Here is a 24,865-nt window from a genome sequence, read left to right as displayed (position 1 = left end):
GAAAGACTCTGATTTTGTAGTTCTTGTCGTCAGAAGTTGGGGTGGCTGTCCGCCCCGTTCGCGCGCTGTCGCCGGCCGCGTCGTCCGCCGCCCGGCTGCTCCGTGCCCAGCGTCGCCGCAGCCTTCGAAGTCAATGGACCAAGGCGCGTCACGATGCTGTCGACCGTCGGCGGATCGTCAGGCTGATGGGAATCCAGCGCGTTGCGGATCGCACGCAGATGATCGGACGAGGTGCCGCAGCAACCACCGACGATCTTCGCGCCGGCATCGCGCACCACCTTGGCGTATTCCGCCATCAGGTCTGGCGTGCCGTTGTAGCGGATGTGGCCTTCCTCGTAGTACGGGATGCCGCAATTGCCCTTTGCCACGATCACGTCGCCGGGCAGCGAGGCCGCCTTCAGCTGCGTGATGGTGACGGCGAGGTCCGGCGCGCCGACGCCGCAATTGGCACCATAGGCGACCGGCTTCGGATCCAACTCGTGCACGAACGCAACGAAGTCGGCGGGCGTCAGGCCCATCATGGTCCGGCCGTTGGTATCAAACGAGCAGGTCGTGACGATCGGCAGGCCTGTCACCGCAGCCCCTTTCACGGCCGCCGTGACTTCCTCCTTGGAGGACATGGTCTCGATCCACAGGACGTCTACGCCCCCTTCGGCCAAGGCGCGCGCCTGCTCCGCGAAGGCGTCTGCGCCGTCCTCAATGCTTAAGGGTCCCAGCGGCTCGTAGAGTTCGCCGGTCGGGCCCATCGAGCCGGCCACGATGATCTCACGGCCCTTTTCTTGGCGAGCCTTGTCGGCGATGCGGCGCGCGATGCGGGCAGCCTCGCGGTTGATCTCGCGCACCCGATCCTGCGCGTTGTGCAGCTTCAGCCGGTAGCGCGTGCCGCCGAAGGAGTTGGTGAGGAAGAGGTCCGCGCCGGCATCGACGAAGGACTGGTGCAGTTGCTCAATCCGCTCCGGCTGCTCGAAATTCCACAGTTCTGGCGCGTCGCCGGTCATCAGCCCAGCCTCGAACAGATTGGTGCCGGTAGCCCCATCCGCCATCAGGTAGGGGCGGCTGTTCAGGAGTTGCTGAAAACGGTCTGACATCGAAGAGCCTGTGGATATCGTTGCTGCATCGCAACCTATGCCGTTCTTCCCAGTCCGGCAAGCGAGAAGGACCTGTGCCCCATGGACTGGCCCAAGTCCTTGACCTAAAAGGATTGGGAGGCGCCGCATGGAGCGCCGGGGAGGGCTGAAACGTGGATCTCGGAATCGCCGGCAAGAAGGCCATCGTCTGCGGCGCCAGCAAGGGGCTGGGCCGGGCCTGCGCGGAAGCACTGGCGCGGGAAGGGGTCAAGGTTACGATTGCCGCGCGCCACCTGGCGCAGCTTGCCGAAACGGCCGAGGACATTCGCCGCGCCACCGGCAGCCGCGTCACGTCGGTGGTGGCGGACGTGACCACGGCAGAGGGCCGGCAGGCGCTGCTCGCCGCGTGCCCCAATCCCGACATCCTCGTGACCAATGCCGGTGGGCCGCCGGCGGGCGACTTCCGGGACTGGAGCGAGTATGAGTGGCACCAAGCGGTGCAGAACAACATGGTGACCCACATCCTGCTGATCAAAGCCGTGGTGGACGGCATGATCGAGCGGCGCTGGGGCCGCATCGTCAATATCACCTCAGCCGCAGTGAAGAGTCCGTATCCATCGCTCGGCCTGTCCAACGGTGCGCGTGCAGGCCTGACCGGCTTTGTCGCCGGCCTGTCGCGCCAGGTCGCGAAGCACAACGTGACCATCAACAACCTGCTGCCCGGCTCGCATGAGACCGAGCGCCTGGTGAAGCTGACCGAGGCCGATGCAAAGGCGCGCAAGATCTCGCTCGACGCCGCGCTCACGGAGGCGAAGGCAGCGGAGGCGAGCGGCCGCTTCGGCACGCCGGAGGAGTTCGGCGCAATCTGCGCCTTCCTATGCAGCCAACACGCCGGGTACATCGTCGGGCAGAATGTCCTGGTGGACGGCGGCACCTATCCAGGGACTTTATAGGCGCTACTCCTCCAGCCGCGCTGCCTCGGCTCCGATAGTGAATCGCGAAGCGGGGTAGTTACCTGACCATCATTAAGAAGCCGCCGAGGTCGATGGCAGCTGGCCCGGGCTGCGTTCATGCTCGCGCCGCCACTGCCGGTCGGCCCACAATCGTCGATCGCCGCCGATGATCTTGTACCAGAGATACCAGAGCGTCGGAGCAAGCCCCGCTCTTGCGACCGCCGTACGCAGGATCTGCCACTTGCGCGGCCTCACCTTGATGTTGGTCATGATGGCGCCAGCGAGGTTGCGGCGGAACACGCGCTCGCCCAACCAACTCCGGTGCTTCTCCAGCGGCCTGGCGAAGACCAACGTTTCCTGCAGATCCGCAGTCCTCTTCTTGTTGGTCATGCTGGCGGGGTCCGACGTGCGTCTCAGGAAAAGCGGTTCGGGCAAATAGGCCATGGGGCGTTGGCGTGCCAGGCGGATATACATGTCCCAATCCGAACCCAACGGCAGCTGCACGTCAAACGGCTCCTCCAGCAGCACGCTCCGTTTACACAAGAAGCCGCTAGGGCCGCAGAACTTGTTACGATAGAGCAGCATCTCGGGCGTGACTTCACGCACCGGGTGAATGGACGCCTTTCCCGTCTCCATATCCTTGAACGCGCACAGACACGCATCGTAGCCTTTCACGGCATTCATCTGCCGTTCAAGCTTGAGTGGCAGCCATTCATCATCATCATCGAGGAAGGCGATAAACTCACCACGCGCGAGCCGGATACCGGTATTCCTGGTGTGCGAAAGCTTGCAGTTCTGCTCTTGCCGGTGGAAACGAATTCCCGCGCCGAACTGCTCGACGACGCTGAAAAGCTCAGTCGGCGAGCAATCGTCGACAATGATCAGCTCGAAGTCGCGGAAGGTTTGCGCCAGTACGCTTTCGATCGCAGACTTTAGGAAGTCTGGGCGGTTGTAGGCAGTGATGACAACGCTGACTTGCGGGACCGTCATGAACCGGTTCCTTTGGAACGCAATCCCGGTCAATACAGACAAATTTTGCATAGCTCTAATGCCCCTGCTCGGGCAAGAAGTATCGCGGCAAAACCCGTGAGCTTTGCGTGAGATTCGCGCTCGCTGCGGAAGGAGCCAAGCTCGCAGTGCAGCATCGCATCGAAAGAGACCGCAGCGTGAGTGAGATTTCTCTAGGCCACTGGCGTGAAGCCCAAAGTGGGCGAGCCAATGGGCCCTCTGCTCAGATTGCTCACGACGGCATTCGGCAGGGCATCACTTGGCGCCGCCCAGGGCCTCGCAGAACCGGCCGATTTCGTCCTCCGTGTTGAAATAGTGCACGGACGCCCGCACCACTTGGCTGAGACCGCGGCGGCCGAAATCGAGCTGGGCGGAGGTCTTGCTGGAGACGGAGACGGCGATATCGGCAGCATCCAAACGGGCCTGAATGTCGCGCGGTTGCTCACCTTCCTTCGTGAAGGTCACGATGCCGGAGCGCACGCGGCCGAGATCCTGGACCTTGACACCCGGCAGCTCCGACAGCGAGGCCCGCAGGCGATCCGCCAGCATGCTCACGCGATCGCGAATCTGATCGAGGCCGAGCGCCAAGGCATAGCCCACCGCCGCGCGCAGGCCGACACGGCCCGCGACATAGCTCTCCCAATTCTCGAAACGGCGCGCGTCGGGTCGGATCTCGAAGTTGCGCGCGTCGGTCCAGTTGGCGGCGTGCAGGTCGATGAAGGGCGGATCGAGCCGATCGATGATGTCCTTCGAGACGTAGAGGAAACCGGTGCCGCGCGGGCCGCGCAGGAACTTGCGCCCGGTGCCGGACAGGAGCTGGCAGCCGATCTTTTCAACGTCGAGCGGCATCTGGCCGACCGACTGGCAGGCATCCAGCAGATAGGTGATGCCGTGCCGCCGCGCGATCTTGCCGACTTCCTCTGCCGGATTGACCAGGCCGCCTTGCGTCGGGACATGGGTGATGGCGATCAGCCTGGTCTTGGGCGTGATCATGCGTTCCATGGCATTGAGATCCAGCTGGCCGCCGGCGTCACTCGGCACCACGTCGATCTCCAGGCCGCGGCGCCTCGCCTGATGCAAGAAGGCGAGGAAGTTGCTGACATACTCCGCCTCGACCGTGAGGATTCGATCGCCTTCCTTCAAGGGCAGCGAGTAGAACGCCATATCCCAGGCGCGGGTGGCGTTCTCGACATAGGCGATCTCCGCGCGATCGCAATTCAGCAGCGTCGCGAACGCGTCGTAGAAATCCTCCAGAATCGGGCAGGCCTGGTCCTCGGCCGCGTAGCCGCCAATGGTCTGCTCCAGAGCCAGATGATCCAGCACTGCCCGATAGACCGGAGTCGGCATCAGGGAGGAGCCGGCATTGTTGAAGTGGATCAGCTTTTCGCAGGCTGGCGTGTCTGCGCGCAGGCGGCCGATGTCGAGCGTTTTCATCGATGGGCCCTCCAACTGTCTTGACTACGCCGCGCGCTTGGCGAGGCCGATCATGCCGCCCATGGCGATCAGAACGCCGCCGGTTGCGCGGTTGATGTTCTTGCGGGCGCGATAGCTGTGGATGAAGCCGCGCACCTGCGCGGCGAGCGTGGCATAGAGCGCGGAGTTGAGTGTGCCGAGGACGACGAAGCACGCTCCCAAGGCGGCCATCTGCGGCAGGAGCGGCCGATCGACGTCGATGAACTGCGGAAAGAAGGCCACATAGAACATGATGCCGGCCGGGTTGAGCGCGGTCACAACAAAGGCCTGCGTCAGCATGCGCCACTTGTCGCGCGCCAGCCGGCCATCGTGGTCCAGGGTCTCCGGCACCGGCGCGCGCCAGGTCTTGATGCCGAGATAAATCAGATAGAAAGCACCGGCGATCTTCAGTGCGTTGAACAACTCGGCGGAGGTCATCAGGAGGGCACCCAAACCGAGCAGGGTCAAGGTGAGCGACGTGATATAGCCGAGCGCCACGCCGGGAACGCTCGCCCAGGCCGAGCGGCGACCGCGGGTCAAGACATAGCTCACGACCAGCGTATCGGTCGGGCCGGGCATGACCAGCAACAAGATAGCGGCCGCGACAAAGGCACCCATGGTGTGGAGTTCAGGCATCCGTCTCTCTTCTCACGCCGCACGCTTCGCCAAGCCCACCAGGCCGCCCATCGCGATCAGGAAGCCGCCGGTCGCCCGGTTCATGTTCTTGCGCGCGCGGTAGCTGCGGACGAAGCGCCGCACCTGGAGTGCCAGCGTCGCATACAGGATCGAGTTGACCGTGCCCATGACGATGAACGTTGCACCGAAGATGGCGACCTGGGTCAGCAGCGGCTTGTCGGCGCTGAGGAACTGCGGGAAGAACGCGACATAGAACACGATGCCGCCGGGATTGAGCGCGGTCGCCACGTAGGTATGCGCCATGATGCGCCAGCCGCCGCGTTTCAGCGGTGCATCCTCTTCGAGCGTTTTCGGTACCGGCGCGCGCCAGGTCTTGATGCCGAGATAGATGAGATAGATCGCGCCGGCAATCTTGAGCGCGTTGAACAGCTCGGCCGAGGCCATCAACACCGCGCCCAAGCCGAGCAGCGAGAGAACGAGCGCGGTCGCATCGCCAAGTGTCACACCCGGCACGCTGGCCCAGGCGGAGCGCCGGCCGCGGGTGAGGGCATAGCTCACCACCACCATGTCGGTGGGGCCAGGCAGGATCAGCAACGCCTCGGCCGCGATGACAAAGGCGATCCAGATGTGAAGGTCGGGCATGGCTGCGCTCACGCCGCCCGGCGGGCGAGGCCGAGAAAGCCGCCCGTCACCAGCAGGATGCCGCCGGCGGCACGGTTCAGGTTCTTGCGCGCGCGATAGCCCTTCAGGAATCGCGTCACTTGTCCGGCCATCAGGGCATAGAGGATCGCGTTGATGGTGGCCATCACCAGGAAGGTCGTGCCGAGCACCAGGACTTGCGGCAGAAGCGGCAGGTCGGTGCTGAGGAACAGCGGGAAGAAGGCGACGTAGAACACAATGCTCTTAGGATTGAGCGCCGTCACTGCATAGGCGTGCGCCGTGATGCGCCACGGTGCGTGTTCCTGCGGCGCGTTCTCGTCCAGCGTCTCCGGCACCGGCGCACGCAGGACCCTGATGCCGAGATAGATGAGGTAGGCGGCGCCCGCCAGCTTCAGGATCGTGAACAACTCGGCCGAGGCAGCGAGCACCGCGCCGAGGCCGGCCAGGGACAGCGCCATTGCCGTGAAGTCGCCGGCGGCGACGCCCGGTACCGTCGCCCAGGCGGAGCGCTTGCCCTGCGCCAGCGCGTAAGAAATGACCAGCAAGACCGTAGGACCCGGGGTGATGAGCAGTGCCTCGGTGGCGGCGACGAATGAAATCCAGGTGTGAAGGTCAGGCATGGCATGACTCCTTGCTGAGAGCGAGCCAGCCATGGCTGGGTCAGGGCACGCAAGGGGGAAATTGTACTGTTACTTTCCGAGGCTGCCGGCTGCGGCACTGTAGTATGCGGCTAACACCGTTTCTCCTTCCCCGCGGCTAGAATCGGCAACGACTCCCATCTCAAAAGAGGATGGTCATGCGGTTCCGGCCGAGTTTGGGTGTGATGCTTTGGCTTGTGATCTTGATGTCTGCAGCATCGGCCGGCCCGGTCGATCTGGCTGCAGCTGAAGCGCAATTCAGGAAATCCTGCGGCACCTGCCATGTCGCGGAAACGGGGGCGGGACCACGCCAGGGACCCAATCTGTTTGGCGTGGTCGGCCGCAAGGCGGGCAGCGTCGACGGGTTCAAGTATTCGCCGGCACTCGTCGCAGGCGGCAGCGGGATCGTGTGGGACGAAGGCATACTGGACCGCTGGCTTGCCGATCCGCAATCGGTTATCCCCGGCGCGGTCATGCTTTACAAGCAGGCCGACCCGGATAAGCGCAAACTCGTTATCGAGTATCTCAAGACGCGGCGCTAACCAATCCGAACCATTCGCCTTGGACTTAGGGCGACTTGATTGCTGGCGGGGAGGGTTTAATCTTTTCCCCAACGCCGGTGCGGGATTGCCCGCCCGCTAGGCCGGCGCAAGCCCGAAAACGGGCTCACCTGGGAGGAGCCGCCGTCATGTGTCATGTGTTCGCCAGCCAAGATCCTGCGATCTATCAAACTATTACCCGCTCCGTGCGGCTGAACGGATTCAGCACCAGCATCCGCCTGGAAGCCCTGTTCTGGTCCATCCTGGACCAGATCGCCAAGCGGGAAGGCATGTCCACCGGCCGCTTCATCAGCACCTTGCATGACGAAGTGCTGGAACTGCGCGGCGAAGTTGGCAACTTCACCTCGCTGCTGCGGGTGACCTGCGCGGTGTTCATCGAGAAGAACCAGGGCATGAATTTGGTCCAGGTTGCCCAGAACGACCTCAGCGAAGAAATGAAGGTCGCGTGACCAATGCTGCACTGCAAAGTGCGGCAAGAACCTGCTCTGTAGTAATCGGATAACACCCGCTCGCGCGCCACGCTCCTAAGCTTACTTTCGGGCCAAGCTTGGGAGAAGCCATGGCAAAGATCATTCACAGCATGATCCGCGTCCGCGACCTGGACGCGTCGATGAAATTCTACGACACGGCATTCGGGCTGAAGCCGGCCGACCGGTTCGACTTTGATGGTTTCACGCTGGTCTATCTGCGCAATCCAGAGAACGATTTCGAGATCGAGCTGACCTGGAATCATGGTCGCGCGGAGCCTTATACGCATGGCGATGGATACGGCCATGTGGCCGTCGCCGTGCCGGACCTCGACGGCGAGCATCGGCACTTCACGGAGAGCGGCCTCAATCCGAATCCGATCAAGGAGTTCCATCGCGACGGTACGCTGATGGCTCGCTTCTTCTTCGTCCAGGATCCCGACGGCTACAAGATCGAGGTTCTGCAGCGGCACGGCCGCTATCGCTGACAAAAGAGATGACCGCGGTGCACGCGGCCGAAACAAGTGGAGGAGACACAATGTCAAAGAGCGTGATGGGGCGTCGCGCCTTCCTGGCGACGACGTCGGGCGCCATCGTCCTAGTGGCCGGCGGCAATCTGGTGATTGGCGGCAACGGCGCCTGGGCGATGTCGACCAAGGCACTGACGGGCGATGAGGCGGCGATGCTGGTGCGCATGGCGCGCGCGACTTATCCGCACGCGATGCTGGATGATACGATCTACGGCAAGGTCATCCATGGGCTGGACGAGAAGGCGGCGAGCGACCCAGCCCTGCTGCGTTCGCTGCAGGAAGGTGCCGCCACGCTCAAGGACAAGAAGTTCGAGACGCTGGACGAGGCTGGCCAGGAAGCGGTGCTGAAGGCGATCGAGAGCTCCGCGCCGTTCCAGACCGTGCGCGGCGAATGCGTCGTCGGCATCTACAACAACCCGGATGTCTGGAAGGTGCTGGGCTACGAAGGGCCATCGGCGGAGCTCGGCGGCTACATCGACCGCGGCTTCGACGACATTGATTGGCTGCAGGACGCCTGAGGGAGGATCGCAATCATGGCCGCGACATTCGAACTGAACGACGACAGCGTGGTGGTGGTGATCGGCTCCGGCGCGGGCGGCGGAACGCTGTCCAACGAGCTGGCGCAGAAGGGCGTGAAGGTCGTGCTGCTGGAGGCAGGCGGTCGGCACGAGATCGAGGATTTCAGCAACGACGAGTGGGGCATGTTCGGCCAGATCTCCTGGCTGGACAAGCGCACCACGTCCGGCAGCTGGCGGGTGGCGAAGGATTTCTCCGGCCTGCCCGCCTGGATCGTGAAGGCGGTCGGCGGATCGACGGTACATTGGGCCGGCGCCTCGCTGCGATTCCAGGAGCATGAGTTCAAGGTGAAGTCGATCTACGGCGACATTCCCGGCGCCAATCTGCTCGACTGGCCGATCTCGCTCGCAGAGATGGAGCCGTACTACGACCGCGCGGAAGACAAGTTGGGTGTCACCGGCACCCATGGTATTCCGCGCCTGCCGGGCAGTAACAACTTCCGCGTCTTTGCCGCCGGCGCCAAGAAGCTCGGCTACAAGGACTTCCACACCGGTAACATGGCGATCAATTCGCAGCCGCGCGACGGACGCGGCGCCTGCCAGCAGATCGGCTTCTGCTTCCAGGGCTGCAAATCCGGCGCGAAATGGTCGACGCTCTATACCGAGATTCCGAAGGGCGAGGCGACCGGCAATCTCGAGGTACGGCCGAGCAGCCAAGCCTTGCAGATCCAGCACAACGCTGCGGGCAAGGTGACCGGCGTGCTCTATGCCGACAAGGACGGCAAGCAGCATGTGCAAAAGGCGCGCGTGGTGGCGGTCGCCGGCAACTCCATCGAGAGTCCGAGGCTGTTGCTCAATTCCGCCTCGGCCAAGTTCCCTGATGGACTCGCGAACTCGTCAGGCCAGGTCGGCAAGAATTACATGCGGCACATGACGGGATCGGTCTATGCGATCTTCGACAAGCCGGTGCGCATGTATCGCGGCACCACCATGGCCGGCATCATCAAGGACGAGGCGGGCAACAAGCCGGAGCGCGGCTTCGTCGGCGGCTACGAGATGGAGACCCTCTCGCTCGGCGTACCGTTCATGGCGGCTTTCCTTGAGCCCGGCGCCTGGGGCCGCGACTTCGCCAGCGCGATGGAAGGCTATGCCAACATGGCCGGCATGTGGCTGGTGGGCGAGGACATGCCGCAGGAGAAGAACGCGATCACGCTGCACCGGGCCGAGAAGGACCAGTACGGCCTGCCGGTGCCGAACGTGCATTTCGACGATCACGCCAATGACATCGCGATGCGCGAGCATGCCTACAAGCAGGGCAGTGCGGTGTATGAGGCCGTGGGCGCAGTGCGGACGTTCAGGACGCCGCCTTATCCCTCCACGCACAATCTCGGCACCAACCGCATGAGCGAGAAGGCGAGCGACGGCGTGGTCAACAAGCACGGCCAGACCCACGACATCGCGAACCTCTTCATCTCCGACGGCAGCCAGTTCACCACCGGCGCGGCGGAAAACCCGACGCTGACCATCGTGGCACTGGCGATCCGGCAGGCGGAATACATCGCCGAGCGGATGGCAAAGAACGAGATCTGACGCAGAGGACTACGCCGTCTCTCCGCCCCAGCCGCACGGCTGGAGCGGAGGCGCGGCATCTCCCGGGTGGGATTACCGACAGGTTTCAGCCGCCCTTGCGAAGGACGCCGGGAACCGCAGCCCGCGACGCGTGTTTTCCCCATTCTTTCCCGTACCTCGGGCATGCGACGATTCCCGTCGCACGATCATGGAACCATTTCGCTCAATGATCGAAGGAAGATGGGGAGCAGGAGAACATGACACATGCGAGCAGCCCATTGTTTGGGCCATCGCCGGGCAGGATCCATGAAGCTGCAATCGGCCCAGCAGCCGATGTTGCTCGCCGTGGAGCGCGCAGGCTGGTTTGCATCGTGAGCGTCGCCCGTACCGGCACCAATCACCTCTCCAAGGTGCTGTCGAACATTCCCGAAATCGAGTCACGGCGCGAGCTGTTCAATCCGTCCCGCATCTGGCGCATGGATCCTCCTGAACTCGAGGAGTTTTCGCGGCGCCTCGGGCGGCCGCTGACGTGCGCTCCGGATAATCAGCAGACGGTCGACGCGGTTCGACGGAATCCTGGCTTGACGTTGGAGTGTCTGCTGGACCTGATGCCGCCGGAAAAGCGCATCCTGACGTTCAAGGTCTTCGTGAATCAACTCTCCGTCCGCCAAGTGAATAAGGCAATCATCAGTAGGTCCGATTCCATCATCGTCTTCATCCGGCGGCGCCCAATCGACGTCTACGTCTCTCAGCGCAAGGCGGCGCGTCTCAACCAGTGGACCAAGGTCGACACGACGGACATGAAGGTGAGCATCGATCCTCGCCACTTCCTGAAGTGGAGCCGGCGGTGCAACGACTGGTACCGGCGATTGGAAGCTGTTTGCTGGGCGATGGGCAAACCGTTTTATCAACTGACCTATGAAACCGATCTCGCAGCGTCGCCTCTCACCGTCGCTGGTCGTTTCTGCGCGATCCTCGAGGATTGTGGCCTTGGCCCGTTCACCTTGCCGCCTGACGATCCTGCGCTTGGCATGACACGGCAGGATCGGAACAAGGACGTCTCGGATCGGGTCGCGAACTGGCCGGAATTCAAGCGCTACCTGACGGAGAAAGGCTTGCTGGAGAGGGCGTTCGAACCGATCCCGCAGTTTCATCCCACGAAATGGGACCGGCTCTGGCGACGGCTCGTGGCCTGATCAAACGGTCGTCCGCGTGGTCGCCGCAAGGCAGAGCGTGAAGCGCCGGCGCTTCCCGTTGCATCTCTGTGACATCGGAGCAGATCGGCAACCTGCTTATCCTTAGAATCCTTGTTCGGCACCACGGATACTTCCCGGTCGGGGAGCGATCTGGTAACAGGGGCGCGCGCCAGGGCCGTGGCGGGGGATGGCGCGGACAACTATCAAGGTCGATCCGTTCATGACTATCCTCTCGGGCAAGCCACCAGTCCCGCAGAAACTAAAAAGGCGCACCGAACTGAGGAACCCGATCGACCCGCTGGACGACCAGCCGGCTACTTACGACGATACCCTGAGGAAGAAGACGCGCTGGTCCATCCTGTGGACCGTGCTGCGAATCCTGTCCGACCAGGTGTTCGCATTCATCGTCTTTGTGGTCCTTGCGCGCCTGCTGTCACCTGCGGACTTCGGCATCTATGCGATTGCGCAGGCGGTGGCTGAAATCGGCCGTGCCATTGCGATCGGCGGCATGGTGCAGAACATTCCACGGGCCAAGAAGCTTACGCCCGCCTTGGCGGATACGGTCTTCTGGACCAACCTGACTTCGTCGCTGGTCCTGGCGTTTGCGATCCTGCTGCTCGCGCCGCCGATCATGAACATGCTGGAACTGTCCCATGCCACCGGGCCGGTGCAAGGGCTGGGTTTCGTGCTGCCGATTGCCGCGCTCGGTGCGACGCACATGTCGCTGCGGCTTCGCGAATTCGGACACAAGTCGCTGGCTCTGCGCTCCGTGATCAGTGGAACGATCGGCGGCGCCGCGGGCATCGCGGCGGCGGTCACGGGCTTTGGCATCTGGGCGCTGGTGGTGCAGCGCCTCGTGACCGAGGCGACCAACACGCTGGTGTCATGGCAAGCCTATCCGTGGGTGCCCGGCCGCAACTTCTCGAAGGAGCAGCTCCGTGCCACGTGGGCATTCGGCTTCAACATCGCCGTGCAGCAGATCCTGAGTCTGCTGCCGCGCAGGGCCATGGACCTGATTCTCGGCTCGATGATCGGTGCAGCCGCGGTCGGCCTTAATCGCACGGCGCGGCGCACCAACGAACTGGTCCTGCACGGCACCGTCAACCCCTTCACGGTGGTGGCGCTGCAGACCCTGTCGCGCCTGCAAAGCGACAGCACCGAACTGATCAAGGCCTATCGCTGGATGGTCTCGAAGAGCGCCATGCTCAGCTGCCCGGCCTTGGTGGGCCTCGGCGTGCTGGCGCCAGAGGCGGTTCCGGCCCTCTTCGGCGACAAGTGGGAAGTCTCAGGAAAGATCGTCCAGATCTTCTCATTCATGGTCGTGCCATACGCGCTCAACAGCTTCACCTCGCCGGTGTTGATGGCGCTCGGCCGCGGCGCGACGCTGCGCACCTTCGCGCTCTTCCAGTTGATCACAACGATCATCTTCGCATTGGCTGCGGCGCCGTTCGGGCTGCTTGCGGTGGCAGCGGCCACCGTGCTGCGGGCCTATCTGGCGCTGCCGTTTCAGCTGTGGATGCTACGGAGCGCTTCCGGCCTGAAACCTCAGGACGCGCTCAGCGCGATCGCCAGGCCGCTGCTGGCGTCGCTCATGATGGGTGCCGTCGTCTGGGTGCTCATGGCCGTGCTTCAGCCGCAGTTCGAGAGGGCCCTCGTGCCGCTCGTCCTCTGTGTCATAACGGGAATGGCTGTGTATGGCGTCCTGATCTACGCGATCTCGGAAGAGGCGCGCAAGATGGCCCACGGCCAGCTGAAGGCGGTCCGCGCCCGCTTTCGGAAGGCGTAGCTATTTTTTCTGCACCTGAGGCGCGCGCTGCTCTGCCTTGATGACGACGGGTCGTCCGAGCAGCGGCCGCATTCGAGCGGCGACGCGACGTCCAAACGTGCGGGCCGGCAGCATAAGGCGATTCTTCGCGATCGCCAGCCGCAGGCTCGACAGCCATGGCCCGCTTGCGCCGTTCTTCCTGGCGGCAGCCATGATCTCGTTCAGGAAGGCGAGCTGAACCTGGTTGCGCGCCGTCAGCCTCAGTATTTCCATGTCGGTCGGCCGACGGTCGAAGCAGAGCGGCTCCTGCTTATTCGCAAGGAAATTCAGCTTCGTCCGGATGCACTTCTCGCAAACGCCGCAATTCCCACCGGTCTTCGGGCCTTCCCAGCAGACGCGGAGCTTGGCGGCAACGTCGGGGTAGTCGCAGATCAGGCGGACACGCTCCGTCCGCGTGAAGCCGCCGCCTTCGGTATGTAACTGAAAGCCGCCGCCGGACAGCAGGTGATTGGTGACCGGGTTCGAGCCCCAGGGAACGGCGAGCTGCGAATAATCCTCGCCGGCACCGCAGACACCGACATTGGCAAGCCCGCGGAACTGGAGCAGGCAGGCGCTGAGCGCGGCGTGATACTCCATCAGCCAATCTCTGGACAGATGAGCGCGCCAGTTCGTGCGTACGGTGACCAGCGGAATTCCGAGCGGGCCCATCATGTCGGAGATGCTGCCGTGCGCGCGGTCGAAAGCGCTCTGGTTGTCCAGCGGCAGGTCGAATCCCCACACGAGCATGGCGCAGACGGGTCGCGCCGTGCGCAAGCCGGCACGGCCGGCATGGTGCCTCAGAAGCGCGAATGTTCCATCGACGCCGCCGGAGAAGGCGAAGACGCCGCGCCGGCTCGGCGATTGCTGCGCCGGCAGAATCTGGTCCGCGGTGATCTGGACGGGCCGGTGCGTCGACCGCCACATCGCCCATGCCTCCTGGAACTCCTCCAGATTGCGCAGCAGCTCCGCCGTGACGGGGCCTTCGACATGCACCGGAATTCCCTCGCGCATGGCGGCGTAGATCGCCGCCACGACGGCGAAGTCATAGACCTCCAACGGAGGCGGCAGGACGTCGCCGGACACATGGTAGAAGACGCGGCGCGAACCGGCGGGCGAGCTGTAGGAAGCGGTGCGCACGACCGCACTGGCATCGCGTTCTTCGTGCACTGAAATGCGCAGGGTGTTGATCATTGTTCCCGGACCTCGGCCACACATGTTTTCCCGCGTCTAAGGCGCGGACCATGAGGTAGCAGATTCCAGAGTGTGGAAGTTGCGTAAGGTAAGAAATACCGACGCCCGCTCGACATCCCGATTGCGATACCAGTGCGATGCGCCCAGGTGGAGGGACAAAGCGGTGACATGGCGCCAAATAAGAGCTCCGGTATTGCGACGGGGGCGATTTCATTGGCTGTCATATTGGAGCGAGCTATGCGCGCAACGGTGCGTTCTCCGGATTCAAAGAGCTCGCGGGCGCCACGGCCGCGGGCAATGCTAGTTCAAGAACCTGAAGACAATGTCGAGACGCTCCTCCGCTCGCGGACTTTCATCCAATCCCGGATGCGAGAACCCCGGCAATACCTGAACTTGCATGTGACGCTTGAGAGCGGCGGCGCGAAGCTCGGACGACTGCTCCGGCGTCACAATAGGATCGGCACTGCCGCTCAAGACAAGAGTTGGCTCGGGAGCTGCGCCGATGTTGTTGATTGGATCAAGCGATTCAGGACACATTGCGATCCACGGCAATTCCGAAGGGACGCCATCCAGGACCAGCGCGTCAATCCTGATCGCGTCGTCGTCCAACGCGGCAAGTGTCACAATGCCGCCAAAAGACATTGCGTAGACGGCAATGCGTGGATGGCCCACGTTTCGGATGAACGCCAACAGCCTTTTGTAGTCTTCGATAATGGCGGTCGAGTATGGCGAGCCGTCTGAATCGCCATACCCCCTATAATCGAACACGTACGATGTCCTGCCTCGATCAGCAAAGAACGCCACAACCGTGTACAGCTGGTCGGCAAGCATGGCGTTCCCGGGCGCCACCAGCACCGCAGGCTGCTCATCTGGTGCTGTGACGGACGCAGAGAATGCCCGATAGCCACGCAGATGCGCGCCGTCGGCACCGGTCACGACTTGATCTTCAAATATAATCCCGGCAGCGGCCTTGTTTGGCCTTCCACCTGAATTTGCAAGGTCTCGCCATTCGTCAAACAGCAGTTCCTCCATCCAGCCCCAGCACATTGGCTTCTCCAACGAGCTGCGGTCGGCCATGGCCTCCGGGACCGCTGGTGAAAATAGCAGAGCTGCGAATAGCAAAGCTCGGCAGCAGTGCCGGCGCCACCTCGGCACCATCTGCTGGAGTCTGCCGGTCATTGGGGAACTCCCGCCGAATTTGAACGTGAGTCTACATCAGCAGTTGAGACTGTCCACAAAGTGAGCGGCGGTCGCGTACGCGTGTTCCACTTCCAAAGGTCAGGCAGAAACCGTTGAAGCGTGGTTCACGCGGCTGGCAAACTTCAGCGAGTGGCCAGAGACGGCCGGCTCACATCGGGCGGAGATCACGTCCGCGGCTTCAAATTCTCCGGATCGTAGAGCGGCTTGTAGCCGACTCCCGCGACTTCGACCGGGTAGATCTCGCCGAAATACTCCACGATCAGCTTGCGGCCTTCCTGGCAGTACGACCAGGGGAGGTAGGCCAGCGCGATGTTCTTGCCGATGGTCGGACCATAGGCGACCGAGGTAGTGAAGGAGTGGCGGCCGAGTTCGTCGGTTAGCGTTTCCTTCGTCTCCGGATCCATCACCGGCATGGTGCCGACGGGGTAGCGGGCGACGCCCTTGGAATCGATGTTGCTGGTCATCACCAGCGTGCACAACATCGCCGGCTGGTGCTTGCGGGCGCGATGCTCCAGGTGCTTGGCCTTGCCGCGGAAGTCGGCCTCCTTGACCTTCGGGCGCTGGAGATCGGCCTCGAGCAGGTTGTACTCGGTGAGGAGATCCGCATTCTGCAAGCGCAGGCTCTTCTCCATCCGGCGGCTGTTGGCGTAGGTCTCGACGCCGAACGCCATCACGCCGGTCGAACGGAGCGCGTCCCAGATGGCGAGACCGTCCTCGTAGCGCATGTGCAGTTCCCAACCCTGCTCGCCGACATAGGAGATGCGAAAGGCGGTCACATTCTTACCGGCGATCTTGATCGGCTTGATCGAGGCGAAGGGGAAGTTCTCGTGCGTCAGGCCGTTCGGATCCTCCACGACCTTCTGCAGCGTCACCCGCGCGTTCGGGCCCCAGAGGCCGATGGTGACGTATTTCTCGCTCACGTCGGTGACGGTGACGTTGAAGCCCTTGTCCTGCGCCACCCGCTGCACGTAGCGCAGGTCGCGCGGGCCGGCGTCGGCGCCGTCGACTACGCGGCAGCGATCGGCCATGCGGAACACGGTGAGGTCGGCGCGTACCATGCCCTCGTCATCGAGGAAGTGGGTGTAGATGCCTTTGCCGATATTGGCATCGCCGCCGATCTTGGCAGCGCAGATCCACTCCATCAGCGCGACGTGGTCCGGTCCTTCAACGTCGAACATGTAGAAGTGCGACAGGTTCACGATGCCGCAATCCTCGCTCATGGCAAGGTGCTCGGCGTTGGAGACGCGCCAGAAGTGGCGGTTGTCCCACTCGTTCTCGCGCACCGGCACGCGGTTGCCGTATTTCTTCAGCAGGTGCTCGTTGGCGGCGTAGCCGTGGGCGCGCTCCCAGCCGCCGAGCTCCATGAAATAGCCACCGAGCTCCTTCTCGCGGTCGTAGAAGGGCGAGCGCTTGACGTCGCGGCCGGTCGCATAGGGCTCGCGCGGATGGACGGCGGGATTGTAGATCTTCTGCGCGGCCTCGCCGCAGCGGCCCTCGATGAAGGCCTCTTTCAGCTGGTGCGGATAGAACCGTGCATAGTCGATCTTGGCGTGGTCGATGTTGGTGCGCCCGTCGGTCATCCAGTCGGCGACCAGCTTGGCCATGCCCGGCGCGTCCTTGACCCAGATGGCGACGGAATACCACAGCCCGCGCACCTTCTGGCTCTCGCCGATCGCCGGGCCGCCGTCGGCCGTCACCTGCAGGAGGCCGTTGAACGAACGCTGCTCGTTATAGCCGAGCTCGCCCAGGATCGGCGTCAGCTCGATGGCGCGCTCCAGCGGCGTCAGGATGTGTTCCATGTCGAGGTCGCGCTGCGAGGGCGACAAGCGTGCCTGTTCCTTTTCGAGGATGTCGCGCGGATGGCACAGGCGCGGGTTCGTCTCCTCGTAATAGCCCCATTCGATCATGCCGCCTTCGGACGTGGTCGGATCGCCGGTGTCGCGCATGTAGGCGGAGTTGCCCTGGTCGCGCAGCAGCGGCCAGCCGATCTCCTTGCCGGTGCCCGCGAACTCGGTGTACGGACCGAAGAAGGTGAGGGGATGATCGACCGGCATGACCGGCAGGTCCTCGCCCGCCATTTCGGCGATCAAGCGGCCCCACAGGCCGGCGCAGACCACCACGTAATCGGCCTGGATGGTGCCGCGGTCGGTCACCACGGCCTTGATGCGGCCGTTCTCGATGACCAGCGACTTGGCTGGGGTATTGGCGAAGGCCTTGAGCTTGCCGGACGCCGTCGCCTGGTCAATCAGCTTGCCGGCGACGGTTTGCGAGCGCGGGATGACGAGGCCGGCATCGGGATCCCACAGGCCGCCCTGGACCACGCTCTCTTCGATGAGCGGAAACTTCTTCTTGATCTCGGCCGGACCGATCAAACGCGCGCGTGTGCCGAAGGCCTTGGCCGACGCCACCTTGCGCTTGATCTCATCCATGCGCGCATCGTCGCCGACGCGCGCGACCTCCAGGCCGCCGATGCGCTCGTAGTGACCCAGCTTCTCGTAGAAATCGATGGAGTAGAGCGTGGTCCAGCAGGACAGGAAGTCGTGGCTAGTGGTGTAGCAGAAGTCGGAGGCGTGGGCGGTCGATCCGATGTCAGTCGGGAGGCCGGACTTGTCGATGCCGACGATATCGCTCCATCCGCGCTCGACCAGGTGATGGGCGACCGCCGCGCCGACGATCCCGCCCAAGCCGATGATGACGACCTTTGCCTTCTCCGGAAACTCTGCCATTGCCCGCGACCCAGAAGTGGTATTGCCGGCCGACTATAGGGCGGTGTGGCGGCGCGATTGCCGCCTGATTGCGACATCAGCAAAATGCGGCGCGACACTGCCCCTGTGCCGGGTCGGCCTGCATAACTATCGGAAATCGGCCTGTTTTGCACTCGCGCAAGCGGCGCGAAATGGGTATCGCCTGTCGCTGATCCGCTAGAGGAAACCCGCCCCGGGTGACGAAATGGCGGCATTTCCGGCCGGAGCCTAACAAGGCTGCCGGTATGTGTTTTCGTCACAAAGAGGCAGGTCCATGGCCATCGCAGACTCCAGCGCGGAACAAGGCGGCGGTCGCCGCAGTCGCGGCGGCGCCGAGGCGCGGCGCCAGGCACGCAACAAGCCGAAGCTGGTGCAGAACCCCTTCATCTCTCGCCGCATCCCGATCTACGAGGTGCTGAGCGAGGAGGGGCTGCAAATCATCGAGAGCAATGCCGACACCATCCTGCAGGAGGTCGGCATCGAGTTCCGCGATGAGCCGGAAGCGCTCGAGCTGTGGCAGCAGGCAGGCGCCGATGTGAAGGGCACGCGCATCCGCTTCCCGAAGGGCCTGCCGCGCTCGATCATCCAGAAATCCGCGCCGCGCGAGTACGTGCAGCACGCGCGCAACTCCGAGCGGAACGTCACGATCGGTGGCAACAACACGGTGTTCGCGCCGGTCTATGGCCCGCCTTTCATCCGTAACCTCGACGACGGCCGCCGTTATGCGACCATCGAGGACTTCCGCAACTTCGTGAAGCTCGCCTACATGTCGCCCGCAATCCATCATTCGGGCGGCACGGTGTGCGAGCCGGTGGACCTGCCGGTGAACAAGCGTCACCTCGACATGGTCTATTCGCACATCAAGTATTCGGACAAGCCGTTCATGGGCTCGGTGACGGCGCCCGAGCGCGCGGCCGACACGGTCGAAATGGCAAAGATCGTGTTCGGCGCCGACTTCCTGGAGAAAAACACCGTCATCACCAGCCTGATCAACGCCAATTCGCCGATGGTGTGGGACGGCACGATGCTGGGCGCGATGAAGGTCTATGCCCGCGCCAACCAGGCTTCGATCACGACGCCGTTCATTCTCTCGGGTGCGATGAGCCCGGTGACGGCAGCGGGCACGCTTGCGCAGGTGCTGGCGGAGGTGCTGGCCGGTGCCGGCACATCGCAGCTCTATCGGCCGGGCGCGCCGGTGATCTTCGGCGTGTTCGCGAGCTCGATCTCCATGCAATCGGGCGCGCCGACCTTCGGCACGCCGGAGCCGACGCTGGTGTCGTTCGCGGCGGCGCAGCTCGCGCGGCGCCTGGGCATTCCGTTCCGCACCGGCGGCTCGCTCTGTGCCTCCAAGGTGCCGGACGCGCAGGCGGCCTACGAGAGCGCGCAGACCCTGCTGCCGACCCTGCTCGCCAACACCAACTTCGTGCTGCACGGCGCGGGCTGGCTGGAAGGCGGCCTCGCCTCCGGCTATGAGAAGTTCGTGATGGATGCCGACCAGCTCGGCATGATGCAAGTGCTGGCGAAGGGCGTGGACCTCTCCGAGAACGGCCAGGCGCTCGACGCCATCCGCGAAGTCGGCCCGGGCAGCCACTTCCTCGGCTGCTCGCACACCCAGGCGAATTTCGAAACCGCCTTCTATCGCTCGGCCATCGCCGACAACAACAGCTTCGAGCAGTGGGAAGCGGAAGGAAGGCAGGACGCCGCCCAGCGCGCCAACAAGCTCTATAAGAAGATGCTGGCCGAATACGAAGCACCCGCGCTCGATCCCGCGATCGACGAGGCGCTGCAGGCGTTCATGGCCGAGAAGAAGGCAGCGGTCCCGGATAGCAACGTCTAGGAGCCGCCCCGTCTCGCTGGCGTCCATGCACGTTTCTGTTGAACGAATATCTCCCGTTCACTACGCTTGACGCTCACTTCTGAGTGGGGGAGGTCAGCGTGCGGTCAATCCTGGTGTCCGTTGTTGTCTTGTTCCTGGCCGCCGCATGCTCGGCGACGGGCGGCATGACGCCTGCTCGGCAGGCTGGCAGCACGACCACGGCAGCAGCCAATATCGATCCCGCAGCGATGACGCCGGAATACATCGCGTCCTTGCCGCGAGATCAGGCGACGGCAGCCATCGATTCGATGGTCGATCGCTACCTTGACTTGGCGATCGGGCGCTGTCCTAACCGTGCCGATGCCTGCCTCAACGAGCAATTCAAGACGTCCTTCGACCAAACTGGCCAGCTGGCGCCGCTTTGCAAGGTGAATGGGCTCGGGTCAGAGTACAAGCTTTGCCTCATGGTCGCCGCCGAAACCGTTCCGCTAGTGAAAGCCGCGGGCGGCAACTTGGCCACTGATGTCAATTGGGCCAATATCGATGGCGCGAACAACGAGGCGAGAGAGCTGTTCGCTCGCTGGCTCGAGGATACCTGCCGTGGGCAGATTGCCTGTTTCAGCGAGGCGCAGACAGCGACTTCGCTGGGTTTGTCATCAACTGTTGCGCAGTCTTGTCGGGTCCATCGGCGGTTACTCGACCGGCTCGACTGCGTCAGCGACGCGCTGAGCGCGGCCGTATATCAGCGGGCCATCAAGTCTCTGTCCTAGTCGTCACACGTTCACGTGCCCGAGTGCTGCGACCTCCTTCTGCAGCGCATTGGCAATGCGTGCGTGACGGTTTGCGCCTTCGCCGCGCTCGGCGAGTTCATCGGCGCTGATCGGCAAGCCGAAGCGGATCGTCACCTTGTGAGGGCGTGGCAGCGTTCGTGAGCGGGGCCAAGCTTCGTAGGTGCCGCTGATATGGACGGGCACGGCCTTGGCGCCGGTACGTTCCAGAACCAGCGCGATGCCGGGGAGGAACTCGCTGAGCTCGCCGGTCGGGGAGCGGCGACCTTCGGGGAACCAGACCAAGCGGGTCTTGGTCCGCAATGCGGTGTCGACCAGATCCAGCGCGGCGGCCGGATCGCGGTCGGGATCGATCGGCAGCACGCTCGCGGTGCGGCTGACGAGGCGCATGATCGGGCCGGCCAGCATGATGCCGGACCAGCCGACCCAGCAGGTCCGCTGCAGTTCGCGCAGATTCAAGGCAGCCGCCAGCAGAATGGGATCGAGAAAACTGACATGGTTCGGCGTCAGGACGATGCGATCCTCGCCGGGCAACTTGTCCCTGCCGATCACCTGCAGGCGGAACATGAGCCGCGCCATCCCCTTATCGATGCCGTAGAGAATGAGGCCAAGGAGCTTGTGGCCGAGACCGATCGGCCGGACCCATTGCGCGGCATCTGGCGCCGGTTCCGTCGGCGCGGTGGGCGCGCCCCGCAGCTGCGCGGCTTCGTTCAGCAGATCGCGGATCGACAGGATCCGGCTGATCGCGGCCTCGTTGAACCTGACTCCGAAATGCTCCTGAAGCTCGAGCGTGAGCTCGATCCATTGCAAGGAGTCGACGCCGAGATCGAGTTGCGGGCTGGTATCGGGTGTGAGCGTCTGATCCGGATAGCGGGCGACCAGCCAATCCCAGATCGGCTTGGTGTCGGGGCGGGCCAGCAGCTCCCTGTCTTCCGCTGCCAGTTCGACCTGCGGCTTCTGGCGCTTCCCGGCCTTGGCCTGCTCATAGATGGTGGGCAGCAGATGCCGCTTCAGCTTGCCGAGCTGCGTGCGCGGCAGCGCCTCCCTGGTAACGGCATAACCGGTAATCCTTTCATGCGGCCGCAGCGTTGCGGTCGCATGCTCGATCTCCTCGCGCAACATGGCATCGAGCCGCGTCGCGCCGCGCGTGCGGATCGCTTCGGGATTCGGGACGACCAGCGCGACCAGCGCGTTCTTGTGCTGCAGGATCGCCATTTCCTTGATGAAGAGAATGTCGGCGTAGTGCCCCTCGATATCCTCGGGGAACAGCTTCTTGCCGCCGGGCAGCACCAGCGTCTCGTTGACGCGGCCGACGATGTGGAGATAGCCATCCTCATCCACGAAGCCGAGATCCTTGGTGCGGAACCAGCCAGGCTCGACGAACGCCTCCGCATTCGCTTCGGGATTGTCGAGATAGCCGGAGAAGACGCTCGGGCCCGAGGCGATGATCTCGCCGAATTCGCTGCCTTCCACCGGTACGGTGCGCAGCTGGACACCGGGGATCGGCCTGCCTTCCGATCCGATGCGCGCATTGTGCGGTGCGTTGAAGGTGAGAATGGGCGCCGTTTCCGTGAGGCCATAGCCCGTCAGCACGCGCCACCCCAGCCCCTCCAGTGTCCAGGCGATTTCTGGATCCAGCTTCGCCCCGCCGGAGCTCAACACGCGGAGCTTGCCGCCGAACTCGCGATGCAAAGGCGCGAACAGCGCTCGGCCGACGCGCAAGCCGAGCCTGCGGCTCAGCCACGTGGACAGCGACAGCAAGTTCCTGAAGGCGCTGCGCGCGAGCCAGCCGCGCCGCTTCATCCGCGCCTCGATGCCGTTGATCATCGCGGCATAGAGGCCAGGCACGCCAAGGATCGCCGAGACCGCGGCGGTGCGCGCAGCCTGCAGGATCTGCGGGCCGGTAGCACCACCGGGAAGGACCAGCGTTGCGCCGATGCTGAGGCTGGTGAGCATGCCGACCGTAAACGGATAGGTGTGATGCAGCGGCAGCGGCAGGAGCACGCGATCGCCCGCGCGGATCAGGTTCGCCTGCATCAGGGCATTCACGTTGGACAGGAACTGGCTGTGGGTCAGCGGTACCGCCTTCGGCGTGCCGGTCGTGCCGGACGTGAACAGAAGCGAGGCGAGGTGGTCCGGCCGAACCGCGGGCAAGGCCACGTCGCGCGCATCCTCGAACAACACCGTCCAGCTCGTGATCTTGCCCTCGGCGCGATCGGGATCGTCGAGGACATGGACGGCATCGGCGCCATCGCTCCAGGACTTCGGCAAGTTTTCCAGCGCAGCCTTGCTGGTGAATAGCCGACGGCATTTGCTGCGCGTCAGCATGCCCTCGAGCTCGGAAGCGGCGCTGTGATAGTCCAGCGGGACGGCGGTTGCGCCCGATGCGATGATCCCGAAATAGGCGGCGATCCAGGCGGGCGAGTTCGGCGCCAGGATGGCGATGCGTTCCTCCGGCTCAAGGCCGGCGCTGCGCAGCCGCGCCGCGATCTTTGCCGCCGTGTCGGCCAGCCAGCTGTAGGTCGTGACCTCCGGCTCGCCTTCCTGGTCGACAATGACCGCAGGCTCTTCATTCTGGCGCCAGCGGCCGATCAGATCGACCAGCGTGCGCAGTTCGCCGGCCGGCTGTCGCCGGACCTGAGCCGAAGCTGCCCGTGGGAGACTTGCTACCGGTTGATCGCTAAGATGGCGATTCGGCATGGTCGCGTCGTCCACCTATCTGCGGAGGGAGCCCGATCGCTTGGTGTCTGTACCCAAGACTATCACCGTGAAGCCGGTCCGCGGAAACAGAACCGCGATCATCGCCTGGTGTCTGTTCGACTGGGCGAATTCCGCTTTTCCAACAATCATCGTCACGTTCCTGTTCAGCGCCTATTTCACCACGGCGGTCGCCGCCAACCCGGAGCTCGGCACGGCGCTGTGGGGGCAGGTGAACAGCGTGATGGCGCTGGTAGCCGCCGCGCTGGCGCCGATCCTGGGTGCCATCGCCGACCAGGGCGGCCGCCGGAAACCGTGGCTGCTCGCCCTCAGCGTGATCTGCATGCTGGCGACGGCCAGCCTCTGGTTCGTGCGGCCCGAGGAATCGAGCGTCGCCTTCGCGCTGGTCGCGTTCACCATCGCCGGGCTCGGCTTCGAACTCGGCCTCGTCTTCTACAATGCGATGCTGCCGGAGCTTGCTCCGCCGGACAGCGTCGGCCGCATCTCGGGCTGGGGCTGGGGCATTGGCTACTTTGGCGGTCTCACCTGCCTTGCCCTCAGCCTGGTCTTGTTCGTTCAGCCGGACCCGTCGCCCTTCGGCCTCGACCGTGAGACTGCGGAGCATGTGCGTGTTGCTGGCCCGCTGACGGCAGCCTGGTTTGCATTGTTCGCGCTGCCGCTGTTCCTGCTGGTGCCGGACCGGACCGGCACCGGATTGCCGTGGGGACAGGCTGTGCGCCGTGGCCTCGGCACGCTCATCGCCACCTTCCGGCAGCTGCGCGCCCATCGCAATATCGCGATCTTCCTGCTGGGGAAGATGATCTATACCGACGGGCTCAACACGCTGTTCGCCTTCGGCGGGATCTATGCGGCCGGAACCTTCGGCATGTCATTCGATGAGATCCTGCTGTTTGCCATCGCCTTGAATGTCTCCTCCGGCCTTGGCGCGATCGCGTTCGCGTGGCTGGACGATTGGTTCGGCGCCAAGCCGACGATCCTTGCAGCGCTGACCGGCATGACCCTGCTGGGCGCTGCCATCCTGTTCGTGGATTCGAAGCTCGCGTTCACCGCGCTTGCCGTTGGGCTGGGCCTGTTCTTCGGTCCGGCGCAGGCTTCCAGTCGATCGCTGATGTCGCGCCTCGCCCCGCCCGAAAGCCGCGCCGAGTTCTTCGGCCTGTTCGCTTTGGCGGGTCGCATCACCGCGTTCCTTGGCCCGGCACTGGTCGGTTGGGTGACCTTCGCGGCTGGGAGCCAGCGCGCGGGCATGGCCACCATCTTGCCGTTTTTCGTCATCGGCGGCTTGCTGCTGCTGTTCGTGAAGGAACCGCGCGGGAGCAGCGCGGCATCCGCCACGGCTTGAAGTACGCCGCGCGT

General features: G+C 63.9%; 21 protein-coding genes. 11 read left to right on the top strand and 10 right to left on the bottom strand.

The genetic code is table 11. The features are described 5' to 3' along the window. Nucleotides 1-29 precede the first annotated feature (29 nt). Nucleotides 30-1,088: a betaine--homocysteine S-methyltransferase gene (gene bmt, locus DTX69_RS07600; RefSeq protein WP_119300929.1), complete on the bottom strand. Its 1,059-nt coding sequence runs from the start codon at nt 1,086-1,088 to the stop codon at nt 30-32. Nucleotides 1,089-1,240: 152 nt separating this feature from the next. On the opposite strand from bmt, the gene DTX69_RS07595 reads away from it, so the two are divergent. Then, nucleotides 1,241-2,020 (top strand): SDR family oxidoreductase, encoded by a 780-nt coding sequence (locus tag DTX69_RS07595; protein ID WP_119300928.1) that lies wholly within the window; start codon nt 1,241-1,243, stop codon nt 2,018-2,020. A 72-nt stretch (nt 2,021-2,092) separates the two neighbouring features. Here DTX69_RS07595 and DTX69_RS07590 read toward each other — a convergent pair whose 3' ends face one another. The 5 genes from DTX69_RS07590 to DTX69_RS07570 form a co-directional block, all read right to left on the bottom strand. Beyond that, nucleotides 2,093-3,010, bottom strand: a complete 918-nt coding sequence (locus tag DTX69_RS07590) for a glycosyltransferase family 2 protein (protein WP_162916867.1) — start codon at nt 3,008-3,010, stop codon at nt 2,093-2,095. A gap of 273 nt (nt 3,011-3,283) precedes the next feature. After that, nucleotides 3,284-4,462 carry an aminotransferase class V-fold PLP-dependent enzyme gene (locus DTX69_RS07585; RefSeq protein WP_119300926.1) on the bottom strand — a complete coding sequence of 393 codons (1,179 nt, stop codon included), beginning with the start codon at nt 4,460-4,462 and terminating at the stop codon, nt 3,284-3,286. A 24-nt stretch (nt 4,463-4,486) separates the two neighbouring features. Continuing rightward, the gene (locus tag DTX69_RS07580) at nt 4,487-5,116 is read right to left on the bottom strand and encodes a LysE family translocator (RefSeq protein WP_119300925.1); all 630 of its coding nucleotides are present in this window, start codon (nt 5,114-5,116) and stop codon (nt 4,487-4,489) included. A 12-nt stretch (nt 5,117-5,128) separates the two neighbouring features. After that, nucleotides 5,129-5,758 carry a LysE family translocator gene (locus DTX69_RS07575; RefSeq protein WP_119300924.1) on the bottom strand — a complete coding sequence of 210 codons (630 nt, stop codon included), beginning with the start codon at nt 5,756-5,758 and terminating at the stop codon, nt 5,129-5,131. A gap of 8 nt (nt 5,759-5,766) precedes the next feature. Further along, complete coding sequence (locus tag DTX69_RS07570; protein WP_119300923.1) at nt 5,767-6,396, bottom strand: LysE family translocator; 630 nt, start codon at nt 6,394-6,396, stop codon at nt 5,767-5,769. Nucleotides 6,397-6,572: 176 nt separating this feature from the next. On the opposite strand from DTX69_RS07570, the gene DTX69_RS07565 reads away from it, so the two are divergent. From DTX69_RS07565 to DTX69_RS07535, 7 genes are all read left to right on the top strand, one after another. Then, on the top strand, nt 6,573-6,956 hold the full coding sequence (locus DTX69_RS07565; protein WP_162916865.1) for a c-type cytochrome: 384 nt from the start codon (nt 6,573-6,575) through the stop codon (nt 6,954-6,956). Nucleotides 6,957-7,102: 146 nt separating this feature from the next. After that, nucleotides 7,103-7,423 carry a ribbon-helix-helix domain-containing protein gene (locus DTX69_RS07560; RefSeq protein ID WP_119300921.1) on the top strand — a complete coding sequence of 107 codons (321 nt, stop codon included), beginning with the start codon at nt 7,103-7,105 and terminating at the stop codon, nt 7,421-7,423. Nucleotides 7,424-7,533: 110 nt separating this feature from the next. Then, nucleotides 7,534-7,929 (top strand): VOC family protein, encoded by a 396-nt coding sequence (locus tag DTX69_RS07555; RefSeq protein WP_119300920.1) that lies wholly within the window; start codon nt 7,534-7,536, stop codon nt 7,927-7,929. A gap of 50 nt (nt 7,930-7,979) precedes the next feature. Beyond that, the gene (locus DTX69_RS07550; RefSeq protein ID WP_162916863.1) at nt 7,980-8,489 is read left to right on the top strand and encodes a hypothetical protein; all 510 of its coding nucleotides are present in this window, start codon (nt 7,980-7,982) and stop codon (nt 8,487-8,489) included. A gap of 15 nt (nt 8,490-8,504) precedes the next feature. Further along, nucleotides 8,505-10,076: a GMC family oxidoreductase gene (locus DTX69_RS07545; RefSeq protein WP_119300918.1), complete on the top strand. Its 1,572-nt coding sequence runs from the start codon at nt 8,505-8,507 to the stop codon at nt 10,074-10,076. Nucleotides 10,077-10,426: 350 nt separating this feature from the next. Next, nucleotides 10,427-11,251 (top strand): sulfotransferase, encoded by an 825-nt coding sequence (locus DTX69_RS07540; RefSeq protein WP_162916861.1) that lies wholly within the window; start codon nt 10,427-10,429, stop codon nt 11,249-11,251. A gap of 187 nt (nt 11,252-11,438) precedes the next feature. Then, entirely contained in the window at nt 11,439-13,037 is a 1,599-nt protein-coding gene (locus DTX69_RS07535) for a lipopolysaccharide biosynthesis protein (protein ID WP_119300916.1), read from the top strand. On the opposite strand, the gene DTX69_RS07530 is transcribed toward DTX69_RS07535, so the two are convergent. The 3 genes from DTX69_RS07530 to DTX69_RS07520 form a co-directional block, all read right to left on the bottom strand. Further along, nucleotides 13,038-14,246, bottom strand: a complete 1,209-nt coding sequence (locus DTX69_RS07530) for a hypothetical protein (RefSeq protein WP_119300915.1) — start codon at nt 14,244-14,246, stop codon at nt 13,038-13,040. A gap of 300 nt (nt 14,247-14,546) precedes the next feature. Next, nucleotides 14,547-15,323: an alpha/beta hydrolase gene (locus tag DTX69_RS07525; RefSeq protein WP_162916859.1), complete on the bottom strand. Its 777-nt coding sequence runs from the start codon at nt 15,321-15,323 to the stop codon at nt 14,547-14,549. Nucleotides 15,324-15,610: 287 nt separating this feature from the next. Next, nucleotides 15,611-18,172 carry a GcvT family protein gene (locus tag DTX69_RS07520; protein ID WP_119300913.1) on the bottom strand — a complete coding sequence of 854 codons (2,562 nt, stop codon included), beginning with the start codon at nt 18,170-18,172 and terminating at the stop codon, nt 15,611-15,613. A gap of 292 nt (nt 18,173-18,464) precedes the next feature. Between DTX69_RS07520 and DTX69_RS07515 the strand changes: the two genes are divergently transcribed. Both DTX69_RS07515 and DTX69_RS07510 read left to right on the top strand, forming a co-directional pair. Next, nucleotides 18,465-20,027 (top strand): trimethylamine methyltransferase family protein, encoded by a 1,563-nt coding sequence (locus DTX69_RS07515; RefSeq protein WP_119300912.1) that lies wholly within the window; start codon nt 18,465-18,467, stop codon nt 20,025-20,027. Nucleotides 20,028-20,155: 128 nt separating this feature from the next. Then, the gene (locus DTX69_RS07510) at nt 20,156-20,776 is read left to right on the top strand and encodes a hypothetical protein (RefSeq protein WP_162916857.1); all 621 of its coding nucleotides are present in this window, start codon (nt 20,156-20,158) and stop codon (nt 20,774-20,776) included. 3 nt (nt 20,777-20,779) lie between these two features. Here the strand turns inward: DTX69_RS07510 and DTX69_RS07505 are convergent, their stop codons facing one another. Next, nucleotides 20,780-23,494 (bottom strand): AMP-binding protein, encoded by a 2,715-nt coding sequence (locus tag DTX69_RS07505; RefSeq protein ID WP_119300910.1) that lies wholly within the window; start codon nt 23,492-23,494, stop codon nt 20,780-20,782. Between DTX69_RS07505 and DTX69_RS07500 the strand changes: the two genes are divergently transcribed. Continuing rightward, nucleotides 23,493-24,851 (top strand): MFS transporter, encoded by a 1,359-nt coding sequence (locus DTX69_RS07500; protein ID WP_119300909.1) that lies wholly within the window; start codon nt 23,493-23,495, stop codon nt 24,849-24,851. The two genes, DTX69_RS07505 and DTX69_RS07500, sit on opposite strands and share 2 nt — an antisense overlap. The last annotated feature ends 14 nt before the right edge of the window (nt 24,852-24,865 follow it).

The organism is Dongia deserti (assembly GCF_003574735.1).
Taxonomy (GTDB): Bacteria; Pseudomonadota; Alphaproteobacteria; order Dongiales; family Dongiaceae; genus Dongia_A; species Dongia_A deserti.
Note: the sequence above shows the minus strand (reverse complement) of the source record. Positions and strands in the feature narration are given on the sequence as shown.

Excerpts from the sequence above, each read along its gene's own strand:
- bmt (WP_119300929.1), bottom strand. The coding sequence starts at position 1,088 with ATGTCAGACCGTTTTCAGCAACTCCTGAACAGCCGCCCCTACCTGATG.
- DTX69_RS07590 (WP_162916867.1), bottom strand. The coding sequence starts at position 3,010 with ATGACGGTCCCGCAAGTCAGCGTTGTCATCACTGCCTACAACCGCCCA.
- DTX69_RS07585 (WP_119300926.1), bottom strand. The coding sequence starts at position 4,462 with ATGAAAACGCTCGACATCGGCCGCCTGCGCGCAGACACGCCAGCCTGC.
- DTX69_RS07580 (WP_119300925.1), bottom strand. The coding sequence starts at position 5,116 with ATGCCTGAACTCCACACCATGGGTGCCTTTGTCGCGGCCGCTATCTTG.
- DTX69_RS07575 (WP_119300924.1), bottom strand. The coding sequence starts at position 5,758 with ATGCCCGACCTTCACATCTGGATCGCCTTTGTCATCGCGGCCGAGGCG.
- DTX69_RS07570 (WP_119300923.1), bottom strand. The coding sequence starts at position 6,396 with ATGCCTGACCTTCACACCTGGATTTCATTCGTCGCCGCCACCGAGGCA.
- DTX69_RS07565 (WP_162916865.1), top strand. The coding sequence starts at position 6,573 with ATGCGGTTCCGGCCGAGTTTGGGTGTGATGCTTTGGCTTGTGATCTTG.
- DTX69_RS07560 (WP_119300921.1), top strand. The coding sequence starts at position 7,103 with ATGTGTCATGTGTTCGCCAGCCAAGATCCTGCGATCTATCAAACTATT.
- DTX69_RS07555 (WP_119300920.1), top strand. The coding sequence starts at position 7,534 with ATGGCAAAGATCATTCACAGCATGATCCGCGTCCGCGACCTGGACGCG.
- DTX69_RS07550 (WP_162916863.1), top strand. The coding sequence starts at position 7,980 with ATGTCAAAGAGCGTGATGGGGCGTCGCGCCTTCCTGGCGACGACGTCG.
- DTX69_RS07545 (WP_119300918.1), top strand. The coding sequence starts at position 8,505 with ATGGCCGCGACATTCGAACTGAACGACGACAGCGTGGTGGTGGTGATC.
- DTX69_RS07535 (WP_119300916.1), top strand. The coding sequence starts at position 11,439 with ATGGCGCGGACAACTATCAAGGTCGATCCGTTCATGACTATCCTCTCG.
- DTX69_RS07530 (WP_119300915.1), bottom strand. The coding sequence starts at position 14,246 with ATGATCAACACCCTGCGCATTTCAGTGCACGAAGAACGCGATGCCAGT.
- DTX69_RS07525 (WP_162916859.1), bottom strand. The coding sequence starts at position 15,323 with ATGGCCGACCGCAGCTCGTTGGAGAAGCCAATGTGCTGGGGCTGGATG.
- DTX69_RS07520 (WP_119300913.1), bottom strand. The coding sequence starts at position 18,172 with ATGGCAGAGTTTCCGGAGAAGGCAAAGGTCGTCATCATCGGCTTGGGC.
- DTX69_RS07515 (WP_119300912.1), top strand. The coding sequence starts at position 18,465 with ATGGCCATCGCAGACTCCAGCGCGGAACAAGGCGGCGGTCGCCGCAGT.
- DTX69_RS07500 (WP_119300909.1), top strand. The coding sequence starts at position 23,493 with ATGGTCGCGTCGTCCACCTATCTGCGGAGGGAGCCCGATCGCTTGGTG.
- DTX69_RS07505 (WP_119300910.1), bottom strand. The coding sequence starts at position 23,494 with ATGCCGAATCGCCATCTTAGCGATCAACCGGTAGCAAGTCTCCCACGG.